An 18,583-nucleotide genomic window follows, 5' to 3' on the forward strand; every position below is an offset into this window, starting at 1 on the left:
CGCCGTGCCGCCGTGCCGCCGTGCCGCCGTGCCGCCGTGAGCCTCGCCGGGTACGCCTCGCCGAGCAAGCCCATCGGGCGCGCCGTGCCGGGTGCGTCCCGCGGGGCCCGGCGTACGCGTCCCGCGTGTCGGCTCAGGACTCCGGTGAGCGCAGTACCCGCAGGTGCCCGCGGCGGGCGACCTCCATGGGGTCCGCCCCGCGCGCACCGCTCCCGCCGGCCTCCGCGGCACGTTCCTGCGGCCGGGCCGCCTCCCGTACGGCGTTGGCCAGCGCTTCGAGGTCGTCGCCGCTGGGGCGGGCCGGGCCCGAGCCGTCGGCGAGCCGGACGACCTCCCAGCCGCGCGGCGCGGTCAGGCGCTCGGAGTGCTCGGCGCACAGGTCATAGCAGTGGGGTTCGGCGTAGGTGGCGAGGGGGCCGAGGACCGCGGTCGAGTCGGCGTAGACGTACGTCAGCGTCGCGACGGCGGGTCGGCCGCAAGCGGTGCGCGAACAGCGACGTACAGGGCTCACGACGTTGGACGGTACCGCACTCTTGAGCGGGCCGCGACGACTCTCCACCAGGTCACTCCCCCGTGTCGTGCTGTGATCCCGCCCACAGGGTGTCCGGAAAGCGCCGCTCTGACCTGCGGTGACACAAGGGACCAGCGGGGCTTGAGGTGTTGGACCCGGTCGTGACCCGGAGCAAATACTGCCAATCGGGGCGAGATCGACGGTCCCGGAGAGATACACAATCGAGCTCAAGCTTGGCTGGAATGGTCAGGAAGCGACATGCCGTGCTCCGTGCGGAAAGGGCGATCTCGGGGACTACGCTTCGTCAGTGATGGACGACCCCGTACAGCCCCCTTCCGCCGAGCCGAGGCCCCGCCGCCGGGACCGCCACGGCCGGGGCATGCGCGGCCCCGTGGCGCCGCCCCAGGTTCCCCTCTCCGCGAGCCGCGCCGAGGCCTTCACCGACCTCGTGCAGGACTCCGTGGAGCGCCTTGAACGGCGCTGGCCGCAGCTCAACGACATCGACTTCCTGGTCCTCGAGGTGCCGCCGACCGTCGGGGGCGCCGCCGACGGTGAGTGGAGCGCGGAGGGCGTGCCGCTCGGCGGCACGGTGACCGCGTCCGAGGGCCGGCCGGCGCGGGTCGTCGTCTACCGGCGGCCGGTCGAGATCCGCACCAAGGGGCGGGACGAGCGGGCCGCCCTCGTCCACGAAGTGGTGGTCGAGCAGGTGGCGGAGCTGCTGGGGCTGTCGCCGGAATCCGTGGATCCGCGGTACGGGGAGGACTGACCGCCCGGCCGCCGCACAGGCAGGCGGGACATGTCGACTGCCACACGACAGGCCGGACGCATCGACCGCCGCACAGGCAGGAACGCCCCGGCCGCCACCCGCGCGGGACCACCCGCCCTCGCAGCGCCGCCGCGCCGCCCCCCGGGACCCGGGCCCGGGGACACCTCCCCGGCACCCCCTACCTCTGCAGCACCTCCACGTCCTGCTTGGCCTTCGGCACCGCCACCGTTCCCCTGTCGTCCGGCAGGGGCTGGATCGTGAACATGGGGATGCCGTTCTCGGGCAGCTCCAACGTGCGGGAGGCGTACACCGGGGTGTCCGTCCCGGGCTCCAGGGTGAGGGCGTAGGAGCCCTTCAGGCCGGGCGGTACGGGCGGGGTCACGGCCAGGGTCGTACCGGCCTTGACCGTGTACGTCTTGGTGGTGGGGTCGCCGGACTCCGTGCCCGCGGACGCGGTGACCTGGACGCGGGCGTCCTCGTCGGGCGCGGTCAGGGAGAGCGTGGAACCCTTCTCCCTGTTGTCGGCGACGGTGGCGCGGCTGCCCACCGGCCCGGTCGCCGGGATGAACGCGACCTCCTGCCGGGCGCCCTTGCCGCGGACCACGCGCAGGGCCGCGACGACCGGGACGGGGTCCTCCGTGGGCGTGAGGACCAGGGAACCCGCCTCCCCCTTGGTCACGTCGCCGAGGTCGACCGCCGTCGTCATGCCCGCCTTGACGTGCAGGGTCTCGTGCCCGGCCGGGGTGATCGAGCCGGAGGGCGAGGCGAGTTGCACCTTCAGGTCGGCGTCGCCGGCGCCCGGCGCGAAGGCGACGAGGCGGACCGACGTGGCGTCCTCGGGGATGCCGGGCAGGACGAGACGGGGCGCGGGGTCGGTGCTCGCGGGCAGCCAGTCGCTGCCGAGCTTGTCGTCGGAGGACTGCAGGGAGGCGGCGACACGGCCGCTGCGCGCGGTCACGCGCACCGTGAGGTCGGTCTGCGGCTTGGGCGTGAGCGTGGACAGGAGCACCGGGAAGCTGGTGCGGGGCTGGACCTGGATGGACTCGCCGACCTCGGCCTTGAGCGCGCCGTCGGGGCCGTACAGCTCGATGTCCACCACCGCCGCCGTGTCGTCCGGGTTCGTCAGGTGGACGTAGTCGTCGCGGCCCTTGGCGGAGCCGGCGCCCGGGAACCAGAAGTCGGTGTCCGGGGCGACGCAGTGGGTGCCGAGGAGGCCGCGGCCGGCCCCCGCGCTGACCGACGTGGTCTGCTGGACCGTCCAGCCGGGCGCGAGGCGGCCGTCGGCGCTGCCGACGAGCGCGGGGGCCTCCGCGCCGGACTCCTCGCCGGAGACGGGCTCGCCCGGCGCCTTCTGCGTCAGGAACGGCTTCGGTCCCTTGCCGTCGTCGCCGTCGTGCGCGTCGGTCAGCGCCTTGACGACGGGGAACAGGGCGGCCCCGCCCGCGCGCGCGGAGGCCGCGGAGTCGTCCGGGGCCTTCGACTCGGGTGTGAACGCCGTGTACGTCGTCTCCGCGAGGTCCGACGTGCTGGGCTGGGGGCACAGCAGGCTGGTGCGCTCCACCGGCAGTTGCCTGGCCGCGGCGGCGCCGTCGTCGTCGCCTGCCGGGGCGTTGACGGCGGCGAAGCCGGTGACGGCGGCCAGGGCCGTCACCACGGCGATCAGGGACAGGGTGGTGCGGTTCACTGCTGGCTCCCGTCGGGGCGCTCACTGCCGGTGCCGTGCGGCGGCCGCGGCGGCATCGGGGGCTGCTGCGGGTAGGGGGCGTCCGGGGTGTCGTACGCCTGGCCGTAGCCCTGGTCCGGTCCGTAGGTGCCGTACGCGCCTCCGTAGGCGTACGGGTCGTACTGGGTGCCCTGGTGCGGGTCCTGCTGGTAGGCCTGGTCGTATCCGCTCTGCGCGTACGCCCCGCTCTGGTACGGCTGTTCACCGCCGTACGCGCCGTAGTCGGGGCCCGCGTGGGCCGGGGCGCCCCAGTCGCCCTCGGCGGGCGCGGACGGAGCCGGGGTGTGCTGGGGCGGAACCGCGCCCAGGGTGGTCCCTTCGGGCAGGGGGTCCGTGAACCCGTCCTCCTGGGTGGCCTGTTCGCCCTGGGCGCGCAGTCGTCGGGCCCTGCGGCCCTCGCCCGTGGCCGCCTGGGCGGGCACGAGCTCCTCGGGGAGGTCGTCGTCCACGTCGCGGCGCCGCCCGGGCAGGGCCAGCACCACCAGGACGAGCGCGAGCGCGCCCTGGGTCCACAACAGCGCCGTGTGGGCCAGGGGCGGCTCGTACGTGATGTCCAGGTGGCCGCCCGCGGCGGGCAGTTCGAAGCCCTGGGCCCAGCCGTCGACGGTGGTGCGGGTCAGCGCGTGGCCGTCCAGGGTCGCCGTCCAGCCCGGGTCGGCCTTGTCGGCGAGGCGCAGCACGCGGCCCTCCTTGCCGGACGGCACCTTGGTGTGCACCTCGACGGGGCCCGCGGCGACCGGCTCGGGGTCCTTGGCGCCGGACACGACGGTCGCGCGGGCGACCTGCCGGTCCACGCGCCACAGGGCGCTGCCGTCCTCCTGGCTGAGCCGGGTCAGGCCCGGTGTGGTGTCCAGGGTGCGGCTGAGCTCGCGGGGCGCCCCGTCGCGGACGAGGACGTACCGCACCGCGTAGCCGCTGAGCTGGTCGGCCTGGTCGGCGCCGGAGCCCGCGAGGAGGCGGGCCACGATCCGGTCGAGGCGCCGGTCCGTGCCGTCCTGGGCGGCGAGCTCCGCGTCCCCGAGGCGGGCGCCGGAGCCCCGTACGAGCATGTAGGAGACCTGGGCGGTGGTGTCGCTGTCCAGGACGAGCGTGCGGGCCTGATCCTGGGTGCCGCTCTCCTCGGCGACGAACGCGGGCACCTGCACGGGATCGCGCCGCTCCAGGGGGCCGTCGGCGCCGCGGATCATCCACCCGGCGGCGGCGAGCAGCGGCCCGGCGGCAGCGGCGAACGCGATCAGGGCGGCCACCGGCTGGCGCCAGCCGAAGCTCTGCTCGGCGACCCGCGCGCGTGCCCCGTCGGCGCCGAGCGCGGCGGCCGCGAGCAGCGCGATGCCGTAGGCCAGGGTGGCGGGGCCCGCCCACGCCGAGCCGTTCGACACCGCGGCGAAGACCAGGGAGACGAGTGCGGCGGCCCAGGCGGCACGCACGGCCGGCTGCCGCTCGCCGCGCAGCAGGGCGGCCAGCGCGGCCAGGACGATGCCGCTGAGCATCAGGCCGTGCACGGTGCCGGGGCCGCCGGGGCTGGAGCCGAGCAGGTCGAGCGCGGACGCGGCCCCGGTGCCGTAGGCGAGGCCGGCCTCCTTGAAGAAGCCGGTCGGCAGCAGCGTGAGGGACCAGGGCGCGAGGACGAGCAGCGGCGTGCCCAGGGCGGCCAGGAAGCGCAGCCCGTACGCGAGGAGGTCACCGCGGCGCAGCGCCAGCACCAGCAGGCCGAGGACGAGCGCGATCGGCCACACGACGGGGGTGAAGGCGGTGGTGACGGTGAGCAGCAGCGCGTACGCCCAGGTGGCGCGCCAGCTCCCGCGGGTGCCCTGCGGGGAGGTCAGGCCGCCGGCCGCCGCGCCCGCGCGCGCGATGAGCGGCAGCAGGACGGCGAGGACGGCCGTGCCGAGGCGCCCGCCCGCGAGCGCGCCGGTGGTGGCGGGCAGGAAGGCGTAGGCGACGGACGCCCACGCGCGCAGCAGCCGGGAGGTGACCAGGGGCCGGGAGGCGAAGTACGCGGTGAAGCCGGCGAGCGGCACCGAGCCGATCAGCAGGGCGGTGACGGCGAGCCCGGTGGAGCCGAACAGCAGTGTCGACAGGCCGGCGAGGAGGGCCAGGTAGGGCGGCGCGGCTTCGGTGCCGCCGATGCCGACGGGGTGCCAGGCGTCCGCGTAGCGCGACCAGAGGCCGGTGGCGTCGGGAGGCGCGGGCAGGAGCGCGCCGCCCGCGAGGGCGCCGCCGCCGAGCAGCGAGCGGCAGGCGACGAGCGCCACGAAGAGCAGGACGACGAAGAGCAGCGGCCCCGGTCTGCGGGCGATGCGCTTGAGGCGGGCGAACTGCTCGATCTCCAGGAAGTCGGCGTCGTCGCCGCCGGGTCCCGACTCGACGGCTCCGTGCCGGCCGGCGGAGGAGACCTCGGGGTCGGAGCGGCCCACCACGTTGCTGGCGACCTGCTCGACGGTGGCGCGCAGCGTGGCGCCGGGCGGCGGGAACAGCGGGCGCATCTCGCCGCCGCTCACCCGGGGTGTGCCGCGCTGCTTGCGGGCGCTCAGGACGCGCTCGGGCCGCAGCAGCGTGCCGAAGAGGCCGGCGACCTCGTCGAGGGCCTGTCCGGGGGCCTTGCCGAGGAGCAGGCCGAGCGTGCGCAGCAGGGTGCCGACGACGAGCCGTACGAGCACCCAGGGCAGCACGGCGGAGCGGGAGTTGGCGAGCAGGGTGTAGACCGCGCCGGCCTTGTCGACGCGGTGCGGGGAGGCGGCGGTGCGGCCCACGCAGTCGACGGCGCGGCGCTCGCGGGAGGCGGCCTCGGCGTGCCGGACGACGGCCTCGGGGGCGACGAGGACGCGGTGTCCGGCCGCGTGGGCGCGCCAGCAGAGGTCGATGTCGTCCCGCATGAGGGGCAGTCGCCGGTCGAAGCCGCCGAGCTGCTCGAAGACGTCGCGGCGGATCAGCATGCCCGCGGTGGACACGGCGAGCACGGGCCGTACGTGGTCGTGCTGGCCCTGGTCCTGCTCGCGCCGGTCGAGGCCGGTCCAGCGGCGGCCGGAGTGGGCGATGGAGACGCCGACTTCGAGGAGCTGCCTGCGGTCGTACCAGCCGCGCAGCTTGGGGCCGACGACGGCGACCTCCTGACCCGCCGCGCGCTCCGCCTCGACGACGCGCAGCAGCTCGGCGAGGGCGCCGGGCTCGGGCGCGCAGTCGTCGTGCAGGAGCCACAGCCACTGCTCGGGCTCGCCGTGCGGCAGCTCCGGCAGGTCGTACGCCTCGTCGCGCCAGGTGCGGCTGACCGGGTCCCAGCCGCTGGGGCGCTGCAGGTAGGGCAGGTCGTCCGGGGTGAGGACGGGGGCCGTGCGGACCGCCTCGTCGACGGCGGTGCCGAAGCCGGAGCGGCGGGCCAGGTGCAGCACGCGGTCGTCGCCGAGGGCCTCGCCGACCAGGCGCGCGGAGTCGTCGGCGCTGCCGGTGTCGGCCGCGATCGCGTTCTGCACGGGGCGGTCCTGGCCGAGCAGTCCCGCGAGGGCGTCGGGCAGCCAGCGGGCGCCGTCGTGGGAGACGAGCACCGCGGTCACGACGTGACGCGGGAACTCGGGTGGGCTTGCCGGATCGAACCCGGCCGCGCGGGACGGGTCGAACCCGGCGGCAGCGCCCTGGTGGGCTGCCGGGTGGCTGTGCACGGACATCGAGGTACGGGCCCCGGTTCGATGGACTGTGGTGGACGCCGCGACCCGCGGGGGCGCTGTGGCGTCTCGGACGGGGCCCCACACTAACGGCTGGCGCCGCAACGCCCCGCCGCCTGTGGACAACTGGGGAGTACGGGGAACGGCGGTCACCCTCGCGGGGTGTCGCGGGCCGGGTGGGCCCTCCCCACAAACGTCCGCGGGCCGGAACTCGCGGGGAGTTCCGGCCCGCCGGTGTGCGGGAGCACTCCGGTGTGCGAGAGGGGGGCGGGGGTCAGACGGCGGCCTTCTTGAGGCGGCGGCGCTCCCGTTCGGAGAGGCCGCCCCAGATGCCGAAGCGCTCATCGTTCGCAAGTGCGTACTCAAGGCACTCGGAGCGGACCTCGCAGGCCAGGCAGACCTTCTTGGCCTCGCGCGTCGAGCCGCCCTTCTCAGGAAAGAAGGACTCGGGGTCGGTCTGGGCGCACAGCGCGCGCTCCTGCCAGCCGAGTTCGTCGTCCGCGTCCTCGACCAGCAGTTCCTGAACCAGCTCGGTCATGTGCGCCCCTCGTCCGTCTGTGCGTCCCCGTGCTGTCGTTACCGATTTCGGCTGAACGACACGAGTGAAATTACAAGTGTGCCGATCCGGGCCAGTCAAGCCGAGATCTGCTATTGGGCCCCTTATTCACTCTGCGGAACCAAGGCTTTGCGGAAAGTGTTCATATCTACCTAAACCATGACACTTGCCAGAGGCCCATTCCGGCGCGCGTGTCGCCCTGTCCTCTCAGGGACAGGGACGCCGCGACTCCCGCTCCCGTTGCAGCGATCCCGTCGAAGCGAACCGGATCACACAGGGATCACGACCGCGCCCCGACAGTCGTGCGCCGGTTGACGCGCTGGTTGACGCGCCGCGTCGAGCGCCGGTTGGAGCGCCTTGTGTCCCGAGCGGTGAACGCACAAACCTTTCGCCAGTCAGCGCAACCGGATGAGGTGAAACAATGTCCACATTCCGGACAATGAGTTGACATCCAAGGTGTGAGCCGCTGTTCTGGTGGGCATGCTCGCGAAATTGGCGCTTTCCGTGACCCGCACCAGCGGGTCTTCCGGTGCTGCCCCCGCGCGCTGTCGCTGTCGCTGTACCTGTATGTGTACGTGCGCTTGTTCCAGCCGTTGAGCCACACCGCTTCCGGCTGTTGAACCCCTGAGGCGCACCACCCCGCGCTCTTCGCACGCGCGCGCCGCGCGCTGCGCTCCGGCCGCGCCCCACCCGGCGTCTCACCCCCCGCGCCGTCCCGCTCCGCCCTTCCGCTTCTCGCATGGCCCCCGTCTTCCCCCTCTTTCCCCCGCGACACCCCCTCACCCGACGTTCCAGCTCTCCGCACGTTCCAGCCCCGTACGTTCCAGCCCTCCGTACGTTCCAGCTCTCCGACGTTGAGGAACCACCGCACACCATGAACAGCGACAGCGACCTCCAGATCGCCGGCGACATCCTCGAAGTCCCGCACCTCCTGCAGCCCGCGCGCGAGCACCCCGTCACCGTCGCGGAGTTCGCCGGACTCGCCCGCGCCATCGCCGCCGACCGTGCCCAGTGGGCGCCCCTCGTCCAGTACGACGCCACCAGCCGCTGGTACCACCGCCTGCGCACCGGGCCCGGGTACGAGGTGTGGCTGCTCTCCTGGGTGCCCGGCCAGGGCAGCGGCGTGCACGACCACGGCCGCTCCTCCGGCGTACTGACGCTCCTGGAGGGCCGGTTGACGGAGCGCAGCCGACGCGGCAGCCGCACCCTGACGGTAGGCGCCCAGCGCGTCTTCGCCGCCGGATACGTCCACGAGGTGGTCAACGACTCCCTGGAACCGGCCGTGAGCCTGCACGTCTACCACCCCGGCCTCACCGACATGCCGATGCACACGGCTCGTTGCGAGGCTCGCGCGCCGCGGAAACCGGCGCACGACGCACTCACGGCGTGAAGAACACCACCGGCGCGATCCCGCCGGTGCCGCGGCGGATCCGGCGACCGGCTGCCGCGATGTCACACCCGCCTGCGATGCTGGGCACATGCGCATTGTGGTTCTGGCCGGCGGCATCGGCGGCGCCCGCTTCCTCCGCGGACTCAAGAAGGCCGCGCCCGACGCGGCGATCACCGTCATCGGCAACACCGGTGACGACATCCACCTGTTCGGCCTGAAGGTCTGCCCCGACCTCGACACGGTGATGTACACGCTCGGCGGCGGCATCAACGAGGAGCAGGGCTGGGGCCGCGACGACGAGACCTTCAAGGTCAAGGAGGAGCTCGCGGCCTACGGCGTCGGACCCGGGTGGTTCGGCCTCGGCGACCGGGACTTCGCCACGCACATCGTGCGGACCCAGATGCTCGCCGCCGGCTATCCGCTCAGCGCCGTCACCGAGGCGCTGTGCGAGCGCTGGCAGCCCGGGGTGCGGCTCATCCCCATGTCCGACGACCGCGTCGAGACGCACGTGGCCGTCGAGGTGGACGGCGAGCGCAAGGCCGTGCACTTCCAGGAGTACTGGGTCCGCCTGCGGGCCTCCGTCGACGCGCACGCGATCGTGCCCGTCGGCGCCGACCAGGCCAAGCCCGCGCCCGGCGTCCTGGAGGCCCTCGCCGAGGCGGACGTCATCCTCTTCCCGCCGTCCAACCCCGTGGTCAGCGTCGGCACGATCCTCGCCGTTCCCGGCATCCGGGAGGCCATCGCCGAGGCCGGGGTGCCCGTGGTGGGCCTGTCCCCCATCGTCGGGGACGCGCCCGTACGGGGCATGGCCGACAAGGTGCTGGCCGCCGTGGGGGTCGAGACGACGGCCGCCGCGGTCGCCGAGCACTACGGCAGCGGACTGCTCGACGGCTGGCTGGTCGACACGGTGGACGCCGGCACCGTGGAGCGCGTGGAGTCCGCGGGCATCCGGTGCCGCGCCATACCGCTGATGATGACGGACGTCGACGCCGCCGCGGCCATGGCCCGCGAAGCGCTCGCGCTGGCCGAGGAGGTGCGGGCGTGAGCGGTACGGACGCGCCGGCCGAGGCCGCGGGGAGCGGTGCCGACGCGGAGACGTCCGGGCCGGCCCCGGCGTACCGGGTGTGGGCCGTGCCCGGACTGCCCGAGGTGCGCCAGGGGGACGATCTCGCGAAGCTCATCGCCGCGGCCGAGCCCGCGCTCGCCGACGGGGACGTCGTCCTCGTCACCTCGAAGATCGTCAGCAAGGCCGAGGGGCGCGTCGTCGCCGCCGCCGACCGGGAGGCCGCGATCGACGCGGAGACCGTCCGCGTCGTGGCGCGCCGCGGCACCCTGCGCATCGTGGAGAACCGCCAGGGCCTGGTGATGGCCGCCGCCGGTGTCGACGCCTCGAACACCCCCGCCGGGACCGTGCTGCTGCTCCCCGAGGACCCCGACGCCTCCGCGCGCGCCCTCCGTGAGGGGCTGCGCGGCGCACTCGGCGTGAACGTCGGGGTGATCGTCACCGACACGTTCGGCCGCCCCTGGCGCGCCGGCCTGACGGACGTGGCCATCGGCGCCGCCGGGGTGCGGGTCCTCGACGACCTGCGCGGCGGCGTGGACGCGTACGGGAACCCGCTCCAGGCCACCGTCGTCGCGACGGCCGACGAGTTGGCCGCCGCCGGGGACCTCGTCAAGGGCAAGGTCTCCGGGCTGCCGGTCGCGGTGGTGCGGGGGCTGGGGCACGTGGTGCGGGAGGTTGGTGCCGGGACCTACGAGACTCCTGAGACTTACGAGACTCCTGGCAGCTCCGAGGTCTCCGGTACTGCCGGGGCCTCCGGGGTGCCCGGCACCGCGGATGCCCTCGTGGCCTCCGGGGCCCTTGAGTCCACCGAGGCCCGTGAGGCTCCCGAGGTCCCTGCGGCTCACGCGGCCCCTGCGGCCCCTGCGGCCCCTGCCGATCAGGACGGCGGGGCCCGGGCGCTGGTGCGGAGTGCCCGGGACGACATGTTCCGGCTCGGTACGAGCGAGGCCGTGCGGGAGGCGCTCCGCCTGCGCCGCACGGTGCGCGAGTTCACCGACGAGCCGGTGGACCCGGGGGCCGTACGGCGCGCCGTCGCCGCGGCCGTGACCGCGCCAGCGCCGCACCACACCACGCCCTGGCGGTTCGTCCTCCTGGAGTCCGCCGCGGCGCGGCTGCGGCTCCTGGACGCCATGCGGGACGCCTGGGTCGCGGACCTGCGGCGGGACGGCAAGTCCGAGGACGCCGTCGCGCGCCGCGTGCGGCGCGGCGACGTGCTGCGCAACGCGCCCTACCTGGTGGTGCCCTGCCTCGTCATGGACGGGGCGCACACGTACGGGGACGCGCGCCGCGACGTGGCCGAGCGGGAGATGTTCGTCGTCGCCGCGGGCGCGGGCGTGCAGAACCTGCTGGTGGCCCTGGCCGGGGAGCGGCTGGGGTCCGCGTGGGTCTCGTCGACGATGTTCTGCCGGGACGTGGTGCGTGAGGTCCTCGGCCTGCCGGCGGAGTGGGACCCGATGGGAGCGGTGGCGGTGGGCCACCCGGTCGCGGCGCCGCCGCCCAGGCCGGAGCGGGACCCCGAGGCCTTCGTGGTGGTGCGGTAGGGCCGCGGCGGCTCAGAGCAGCCCGATGTCGGTCTTGGGCATCTTCGGCTTCCGGCGGGCCGGGGTGTGGCCGCTGAGCAGGATCAGCCGGGCCGCACGGTGGCGCTGCCCCTGGTAGGGGGCCAGGAGCTCCAGCATGCGGGCGTCGTCGGCCTCGCGTTCGCCGGCCAGGGCGTAGCCGACGATGCCGGGCAGGTGCAGGTCGCCGACGGTGACGGCGTCGGCCGCGCCGTTGCTGCGCTGGACGGTCTCCGCCGAGGTCCAGGGGCCGATGCCCGGGACCAGCTCCAGGCGGGCCCGGGCCTCCTCGGGCGGCATCGCCGCCGCCTCCTCCAGGCGCTCGGCCACCCGCACGGCGCGCAGGATCGTGGCGGCGCGCTTGTTGTCCACGCCCGCCTTGTGCCACTCCCAGGACGGGACGTGCCGCCACGTCGCCGGGTCCGGCATCACGTGCATCCGGGCCTGGGCGGGGGTGGGGCCGGGGGCCGGTTCGCCGTACGTACGGACCAGGAGGCGCCAGGCGCGGTACGCCTCGTCCGTCGTGACCTTCTGTTCCAGGATCGAGGGGATCAGGGATTCGAGCACCAGGCCCGTGCGGACCAGGCGCAGGCCCGGACGGCGGCGCTCCGTGTGGGCGACCAGGCGGTGGCGCGCGGTGAAGTCGGCGGGGCTGTCCTCGGCGCCGAGGAGGCGTGGGAGCCGGTCCAGGATCCAGTCCGCCCCCTGCCCCCAGGCGTCCGCCTCGGCGGTGCCCGCGCGCAGGGCCACGCGCAGGGTGGCGGGGCCCTCCGGGGTGCGGGTGGCCCGCCAGACCGAGCCGTCGGGGGTGGTGCGGAAGGTGGGGTCGGCGGGGCCTCGGCGCAGGGGGCCCAGGGTGAGGGCGAGGTCGAGGGGGGCGGGCGGGGTCCAGGTGCGGTGCTTGGGGGTGGCCGCGGGGCGGTGGGGCGCGGTGGCCGGGCGGGGCACGGGGGTCGCGTCGGCGCGCTGGGTGGTCGCCCCGCCGCGGAGGGTGGTGTCGCCGCCGCGCACGGTGGTGCGGGTGGGGCGCGGGGCGAAGCGGGAGGACACCTGTCGAGGGTACGGGGTGGGGCCTCGCGGGGGCGCCCCACTGTGCCCATCAGCGCGCTCCGCGCGCGGGCGCCCCTTCCCGCAACCAGGGGGCTGCCGCCCCCTGGACCCCCGCTCATCGGCGCTCCGCGCCTCGTCCTCAAACGCCGGACGGGCTGAAAGATCCCGCCGGACGGGCTGGATATGTCCGCCGCTCTCGGCCGAGATGCGCAGCCGGGCGGGCTGGAAGACCCGCCGGACAGGCTGCAGGACCGGGTACAGGCCTACTGGTCCGAGGAGAAGCGCAGGGCGCCTGCCGGGAGGGTGGCTTCGCACCAGACGCGTGCGCCGGCGCGCAGTTCATTGTCCGCGCCCACGCGTGCGCCGTCGCCCACCACCGCGCCGGAGAGCACCGAGCGGGCTCCGACGGAGGCGCGCGTCCCGACCAGGGAGTCGGTGATGACGGCGCCGGGCTCGATGACCGCGCCGGAGAGGATCGTGCTGCCCACGAGCCGGGCGCCCTCGCCGATCACCGCGTCCTCGCCGACGACCGTGCCGCCGGTGAGTTTGGCGTCGGAGGCGACCCGGGCCGACGGCAGGATCAGGCGGTCGCCGCAGCGGCCGGGGACCGCGGGTGACGGGGCGCGGCCGAGCACCAGGTCGGCGGAGCCGCGGACGAAGGCCTGGGGCGTGCCGAGGTCCAGCCAGTACGTCGAGTCGACACGGCCCTGGAGGTGGGCGCCGGAGGCGAGCAGGTCCGGGAAGGTCTCGCGCTCGACGGAGACGGGGCGGCCCGCCGGGATGGTGTCGATGACCGACCGGCGGAACACGTACGCGCCCGCGTTGATCTGGTCGGTGACGATCTCCTCGGGGGTCTGCGGCTTCTCCAGGAAGGCGAGCACCCGGCCGGTCTCGTCCGTGGGGACCAGGCCGTACGCGCGCGGGTCGGTGACCCGGGTCAGGTGGAGCGAGACGTCGGCGCCGGTCGACTCGTGCTCCCCGACGAGCGCGCGGATGTCCAGGCCGGTGAGGATGTCGCCGTTGAAGACGAGGACCGGGTCCTGGGGGCCGGAGTGCAGGCGCGAGGCCACGTTGCGGATGGCCCCGCCGGTGCCCAGGGGCTCCTCCTCCGTGACGTACTCGATGTGGAGGCCGAGCGCGGAGCCGTCGCCGAAGTACGGCTCGAAGACCTCGGCCAGGTACGACGTCGCCAGGACGATGTGGTCCACCCCCGCCGCGCGGGCCCGGGCGAGCTGGTGGGTGAGGAACGGCACGCCCGCCGCCGGGACCATGGGCTTGGGGGTGTTCACCGTGAGCGGCCGCAACCGGGTGCCCTTGCCGCCGACCAGGAGGATCGCTTCTGTCACCTGTCGTCTCTGCTTCCTGCTGGGGCCGGCCGAACTCTGTTACGGCCGGCCAGTGTATGCAGACGTCATCGCGGACCGTGCAGTGCGACCGGGCCTCAGCGGCCCTGGAGGCGGGCCGACGTGGCGCGGGCCGTGCCGAGTTTGCCGTAGAGGCGGCGGCCCGGGCACTCGGTGGCGAAGCCGTCCCGGTGGCCGGAGATCACATGCAGCCGGACCTTCGTGCCCTTCCTGTAGAGATTGCCACCTCCGGACTTCAGGTAGGTCTTACCGCGGGGGTTGGCTCCGAACAGGCCGAGCTTCCATGCCGTGAGGCGGGCGACGGCGTTGACCGCGGCCTTCGGCGGGGGCGCACTGGTGTAGGTGCCGATGACGGCGATGCCCATGCTGTTGGTGTTGAAACCGAGGGTGTGCGCGCCGAGCACCGGCTTCGCCACGCCCCCGGCGCGGCCTTCGTAGATGTTTCCGCACTTGTCGATGGCGAAGTTGTAGCCGATGTCGCGCCAGCCACTGCTCTTGACGTGGTAGCGGTAGATACTGCGCAGGACGGAGGGCGCCTGCGAGCAGCGGTACTTGTTGCCGGTGACGGTGTGGTGCAGGAAGGCCGCCTTCACGGTCTTGGTGTACGCGAAGTCGCGCTCGCGCAGGCGTTCGTCGGCGCCCCAGCCGCGGCGCGTGACGATGGCCGGGCGCGGGCCGATGTAGGGGCGCGCCGCGGTGGTGTTCGGCAGGCCGAGGGCGGTGAGCAGGTCGGCCTCCGTCTGGGCCTTGGTGAGCTCGGGGATGAGCGGCGCGCCGAGCGGGGCGAGGTCGGCGTTCACGGCGGAGGCCGCCGCCGACGCGGTGGTCAGGCTGTTCGCGCGCGGGACGTCGGCGGGGGTGCCGCCGGGCGGGGGCTCCTCGCCGGGGTCGACGAGCTCCAGGCGCAGGCCCGTGGGCAGCCGGGGGCCGGTATCCCGGCCGTCCTGGCCGTGCTGGCCGCCCTGACCGGGCTGGCCGGGCTGGCCGGGCTGGCCGGGCTGGCCGGGCTCGCGTGGGGCGGGCCGGACCCGCACCTCCACCCCGTCCGAGTCCCCCACCCACAGCGGCGCCGTCGACCCGCGCACCCGGCCGGATTCGCGCTCCGCGGTGCCGGGGTCGGCGGCGTGCTCGTGGTTGTGCGCCTCCAGGTTCTGCCAGGCGGACCAGGCCGTACCGCCGGTGGCCCGGGTGCGGACCTGGACGCTGCCGTGCAGCTCGGCCTCCGGGTCGTCCCAGACGACGCCGAGCAGGGAGAACGGCGCCACGTCGTGCCGGGTCAGCCCCTGGGGGCGCCCGGTGTCGCCCGCGCGGTCGGGACCGTCGAGCGGCACGAGCGGGAGCGACCGGGTGGTCCCGGACAGGGAGTCCGCGGCGGGCCTCCCGCGCGCCCCGGGTTTCGCGCCCGCGCCGGGCTTCGCGCCCGTGAGCGGCTTCGCGCCCGGCTTCGCGCCCGTGAGCGACTGCGCGCCGGGCTTCACGCCCGTGAGCGACTTCGCGCCCGGCTTCCCGCCCACGGCAGGTCGGGCGCCCACGCCGGACCCGGCATCCGTGGCGGGCCCGGTCGTCGTGGCCGGCTCCACGTTCGCGCCGAGCCGCTCGTCCGCGCCGGGTACGCCGGGCACGCCGGTGGCCGCGGCGGCGTCCGCCGAGGGGAGGGTGAGCGGCAGCGCGAGCGCCGCCGCACAGGTGACACCGATCGAGGAAGCAAGGAATCCACGCATGCAGACGATCGTCGTCATACCGGGTCATATCTGTCCATTGGGGAACTGACGGTCCGTCGGCGGACCGTCGGCCGAACCGGTGGCCCAACTGCCCCGCCCGCACGGGCGACACGCGGGTCCCCGCGTACCCTTGCGGCCGTGAACGCCAACGACCGCACCCCTGCCGACCTGCTGCGATCCGCGCTCGCCGCCGACCCGGCGCGCCCGCTCGTGACGTACTACGACGACGCCACCGGCGAGCGCGTGGAATTGTCCGTGGCCACCTTCGCCAATTGGGTGGCCAAGACCGCCAATCTGCTCCAGGGCGACCTGGCCGCCGAGCCCGGCGACCGCCTCGCGCTGCTGCTGCCCGCGCACTGGCAGACGGCGGTGTGGCTGCTCGCCTGTTCCTCGGTGGGCGTGGTCGCCGACGTGGGCGGGGACCCGGGCGGCGCCGACCTCGTCGTGAGCGGGCCCGACACCCTCGACGCGGCGCGGGCCTGCTCCGGGGAGCGGGTGGCGCTCGCGCTGCGGCCGCTCGGGGGGCGCTTCCCGCAGGTGCCGGACGGCTTCCTGGACTACGCGGTGGAGGTGCCGGGCCAGGGCGACCGCTTCGCCCCGTACGCCCCGGTGGACCCGGACGAGGCCGCGCTCGCCGTCGGCGGGGTGGAGCTGACCGGGGCCGAGCTGGTGCGGCGGGCCGTGGCCGACGCCGGGGAGTACGGGCTCGGGCCCGGGTCGCGGCTGCTGTCCGGGCGGCCGTACGACACCTGGGAGGGGCTGAGCGCCGGGCTGTACGCCCCGCTGGCCGCCGGGGGCTCGGTGGTGCTGTGCCGGCACCTGGAGCGGCTGGGCGCGGACGGGCTGGAGAAGCGGGTGGAGACGGAGCGGGTGACGTCGACCGTGCGCTAGCCCCCGCGCGGGGGCGCCCCACTGTGCCCATGAGCGCGCTCCGCGCGCGGGCGCCCCTTTCCCGAAACCAGAGGCTGCCGCCCCTGGACCCCGCTTTTCGGCGCTCCGCGCCTCGTCCTCAAACGCCGGACGGGCTGGAACTTTCCGCCGAGCGCGGCGGAGATCTTCAGCCGTGGGCGCGCCGGAACGTCTCCGTCGTGGCCGCGGTAGAGATCTTCAGCCCGTCCGGCGTTTGAGGACGAGCGCGCCAGCGCGATGAACGGGGGTCCAGGGGGCGGGCCCCTTGGTTTCGGGAAAGGGAGCCCGCTCGCGGCTCTCGCGGGTTCACCCGTTCGGCTCACCCCATCCCCGCCCCGCGCGGCCTCGCGGGCCATGGTCGTAGGAGTGCCACGCACCTACGCAGCCACGAGGGGTGGACTCACACGTGACCGAGACCGCGCGCACTCCGTCCTCGCCGCTGGCCGTTGTCGGGCCCGGGGCGGGGGCGAGTCCGTCGGGGCTCGGCGCCCGGCGGCGCAGGGGGCGGTGGCTGCGCGGCGCGGCCCTGGCGACCGCCGTGGTGGTGCTCGCGGCGGGCGGCGCCGGGTGGGCGGTGTACGAGAAGCTCGACGGGAACATCACCGAGGACACCGGCGCCGCCGCCGAGCTCGCGCGCTACGAGAAGGAGCGGCCGACCCCGCTGGTCCACGACGCGCAGAACATCCTCCTGATCGGCTCCGACACCCGCTCGGGCCCCGACAACCGCAAGTACGGCCGCGACCTCGGCACCCAGCGCTCGGACACCACGATCCTGCTGCACCTGGCCGCGGACCGGCAGAGCGCGACCGCCGTGTCGCTGCCGCGCGACCTGATGGTGCAGATCCCGAGCTGCCGCCGGCCGGACGGCTCCCGTACGCGGGCCCAGTTCGCCCAGTTCAACTGGGCCTTCGAGTTCGGCGGCACCGCCTGCACGATCCGTACCGTGGAGAAGCTGACGAACATCCGCGTCGACCACCACATGGTGGTGGACTTCGCCGGGTTCAAGGACATGGTGGACGCGGTGGACGGCGTCGACGTGTGCCTCAGGGAGCCGATCGACGATGCCGACGCAAAGCTGCGGCTGCCCGCAGGGCCCCAGACGCTCGACGGCGAGCAGGCCCTCGGATTCGTACGGACCCGCAAGTCGACCGGTGACGGCAGCGACACCGAACGCATGGACCGGCAGCAGGAGTTTCTCGGCGCGCTCGTCAACAAGGTGCGCGGCAACGACGTCCTGCTGAATCCGGTGAAGCTCTATCCCGTGCTCGACGCCGCCACGTCGTCGCTCACCACGGACCCGGGACTCGCGAGCCTGCGCGGCCTGTACGAACTGGTGCGCGGGCTGCGCACCATCCCCACGGAGCGGGTCCAGTTCCTCACCGTGCCGCGCCGCTCGTACACGTACGACGCGAACCGGGACGAGCTGGTGGAGCCCGCCGCGGAGGCCCTGTTCACCCGCCTCCGCGAGGACGATCCGGTGCAGGTCACCCCGGCGGAGCAGGACGCCGCGAACGGCGTCGGCCCCGCGCGCGAAAGGGCCGGGGACGGCCGGGAGTACGAAGAGGCACCCGAAGGCACGCGGGAAGAGACGCGGGAAGAAGTACGAGAAGAGCCCCAGGAAGAGGCCCACGAGGAGCCGTACGCAGGGACGTACGAAGAGACGTACGAAGAGGGAGCGTTCGACGGAGAAGGCGCGGGGGGCGCCGAGGAGAGCGGAGGACGCGGCGACGGGAAGGGTGCCGGGCGCGGCGACGGGAAGCCCGACGACCCCACCCATACGCCGAGTCCGGCGCCCACATTCCGGGGCAGCACCGCCGCGGGCACCGCCTGCGGGTAATGCGGGCGGCGGACGGAAGGGACACCGGGACACAGAAATTGGGCGGATTGCCCAGGTGTAGGCGAGTGGAATTTGTCACCGGCGTCGTTGGAGGCTGAACTGGGCGGATAGTGTGAGCCGATCCGGTGTCCGGCCGCTGCGCCGCACACCGCTGGTACGAGTGACCGAGCGCCTTCTTGAGGGGGGAAAGGCGCCGCGTGGCCCTGACGGAGGACGCAAACAACCGTGGACGCGCAAGGCCGTGGGCGGGCTGACAACATCGATCCCGCAGACCAGTGGGTGCTCAACCCGCAGACCGGCGACTACGAGCTGCGACTGAGTCCTTCCGCAGAGCAGTCGGCGCCCCAGACAGGCGTACCCGGTCCCCGCAGGGCGGCACCGCGGCAGGGCTCCCCCCGGCAGGGCGGCGCGCGTCAGGGCGGCACCCGCCAGGGCGCACCGCAGCAGGGCACCCCGCGGCCGGGCGGCCGTGGCG

12 protein-coding genes and 2 pseudogenes are annotated in these 18,583 nt (G+C 74.7%); 7 read left to right on the forward strand and 7 right to left on the reverse strand.

Going from position 1 to position 18,583, the window contains the following annotated elements:
• Nucleotides 1–133 precede the first annotated feature (133 nt).
• Complete coding sequence (locus IE330_RS25245; RefSeq protein WP_190138409.1) at nucleotides 134–559, reverse strand: DUF3499 domain-containing protein; 426 nt, start codon at nucleotides 557–559, stop codon at nucleotides 134–136.
• Between the two features lie 262 nt (nucleotides 560–821).
• Between IE330_RS25245 and IE330_RS25250 the strand changes: the two genes are divergently transcribed.
• On the forward strand, nucleotides 822–1,277 hold the full coding sequence (locus tag IE330_RS25250; protein WP_190138410.1) for a metallopeptidase family protein: 456 nt from the start codon (nucleotides 822–824) through the stop codon (nucleotides 1,275–1,277).
• 178 nt (nucleotides 1,278–1,455) lie between these two features.
• Here the strand turns inward: IE330_RS25250 and IE330_RS25255 are convergent, their stop codons facing one another.
• From IE330_RS25255 to IE330_RS25265, 3 genes are all read right to left on the reverse strand, one after another.
• Nucleotides 1,456–2,961, reverse strand: coding sequence for a DUF5719 family protein (locus tag IE330_RS25255; RefSeq protein ID WP_190138411.1), 1,506 nt, complete (start codon nucleotides 2,959–2,961; stop codon nucleotides 1,456–1,458).
• Nucleotides 2,958–6,662 carry a glycosyltransferase family 2 protein gene (locus IE330_RS25260; protein WP_190138412.1) on the reverse strand — a complete coding sequence of 1,235 codons (3,705 nt, stop codon included), beginning with the start codon at nucleotides 6,660–6,662 and terminating at the stop codon, nucleotides 2,958–2,960. Before IE330_RS25260 ends, IE330_RS25255 begins: the two co-directional genes overlap by 4 nt.
• Nucleotides 6,663–6,933: 271 nt before the next feature.
• The gene (locus IE330_RS25265) at nucleotides 6,934–7,197 is read right to left on the reverse strand and encodes a WhiB family transcriptional regulator (RefSeq protein WP_030672713.1); all 264 of its coding nucleotides are present in this window, start codon (nucleotides 7,195–7,197) and stop codon (nucleotides 6,934–6,936) included.
• A gap of 892 nt (nucleotides 7,198–8,089) precedes the next feature.
• Between IE330_RS25265 and IE330_RS25270 the strand changes: the two genes are divergently transcribed.
• The 3 genes from IE330_RS25270 to IE330_RS25280 all read left to right on the forward strand — a co-directional run bounded on the left by IE330_RS25270 (nucleotide 8,090) and on the right by IE330_RS25280 (nucleotide 11,209).
• Entirely contained in the window at nucleotides 8,090–8,605 is a 516-nt protein-coding gene (locus IE330_RS25270; protein WP_190138413.1) for a cysteine dioxygenase, read from the forward strand.
• Nucleotides 8,606–8,693: 88 nt separating this feature from the next.
• Nucleotides 8,694–9,650, forward strand: a complete 957-nt coding sequence (gene cofD, locus IE330_RS25275; RefSeq protein WP_190138414.1) for a 2-phospho-L-lactate transferase — start codon at nucleotides 8,694–8,696, stop codon at nucleotides 9,648–9,650.
• Entirely contained in the window at nucleotides 9,647–11,209 is a 1,563-nt protein-coding gene (locus tag IE330_RS25280; RefSeq protein ID WP_190138415.1) for a coenzyme F420-0:L-glutamate ligase, read from the forward strand. Before cofD ends, IE330_RS25280 begins: the two co-directional genes overlap by 4 nt.
• 12 nt (nucleotides 11,210–11,221) lie before the next feature.
• Here the strand turns inward: IE330_RS25280 and IE330_RS25285 are convergent, their stop codons facing one another.
• From IE330_RS25285 to IE330_RS25295, 3 genes are all read right to left on the reverse strand, one after another.
• The gene (locus IE330_RS25285; protein ID WP_190138416.1) at nucleotides 11,222–12,277 is read right to left on the reverse strand and encodes a DNA-3-methyladenine glycosylase family protein; all 1,056 of its coding nucleotides are present in this window, start codon (nucleotides 12,275–12,277) and stop codon (nucleotides 11,222–11,224) included.
• 263 nt (nucleotides 12,278–12,540) lie between these two features.
• Nucleotides 12,541–13,623 (reverse strand): mannose-1-phosphate guanylyltransferase, encoded by a 1,083-nt coding sequence (manB, locus tag IE330_RS25290; RefSeq protein WP_190138417.1) that lies wholly within the window; start codon nucleotides 13,621–13,623, stop codon nucleotides 12,541–12,543.
• Nucleotides 13,624–13,718: 95 nt separating this feature from the next.
• Nucleotides 13,719–15,362: a peptidoglycan recognition protein family protein gene (locus IE330_RS25295; protein WP_190138418.1), complete on the reverse strand. Its 1,644-nt coding sequence runs from the start codon at nucleotides 15,360–15,362 to the stop codon at nucleotides 13,719–13,721.
• 138 nt (nucleotides 15,363–15,500) lie between these two features.
• Here IE330_RS25295 and IE330_RS25300 point away from each other — a divergent pair, with 138 nt between their 5' ends.
• From IE330_RS25300 to IE330_RS39210, 3 genes and pseudogenes are all read left to right on the forward strand, one after another.
• Nucleotides 15,501–16,253 carry a TIGR03089 family protein gene (locus IE330_RS25300; RefSeq protein WP_190138419.1) on the forward strand — a complete coding sequence of 251 codons (753 nt, stop codon included), beginning with the start codon at nucleotides 15,501–15,503 and terminating at the stop codon, nucleotides 16,251–16,253.
• Nucleotides 16,254–16,677: 424 nt separating this feature from the next.
• Nucleotides 16,678–17,760, forward strand: a pseudogene (locus tag IE330_RS25305) (LCP family protein); the annotation flags it as partial.
• 573 nt (nucleotides 17,761–18,333) lie between these two features.
• A pseudogene (locus tag IE330_RS39210) lies at nucleotides 18,334–18,583 on the forward strand (LCP family protein); the annotation flags it as partial.

Origin of the sequence: Streptomyces longispororuber (assembly GCF_014656095.1) — a bacterium.
GTDB lineage: Bacteria > Actinomycetota > Actinomycetes > Streptomycetales > Streptomycetaceae > Streptomyces > Streptomyces longispororuber.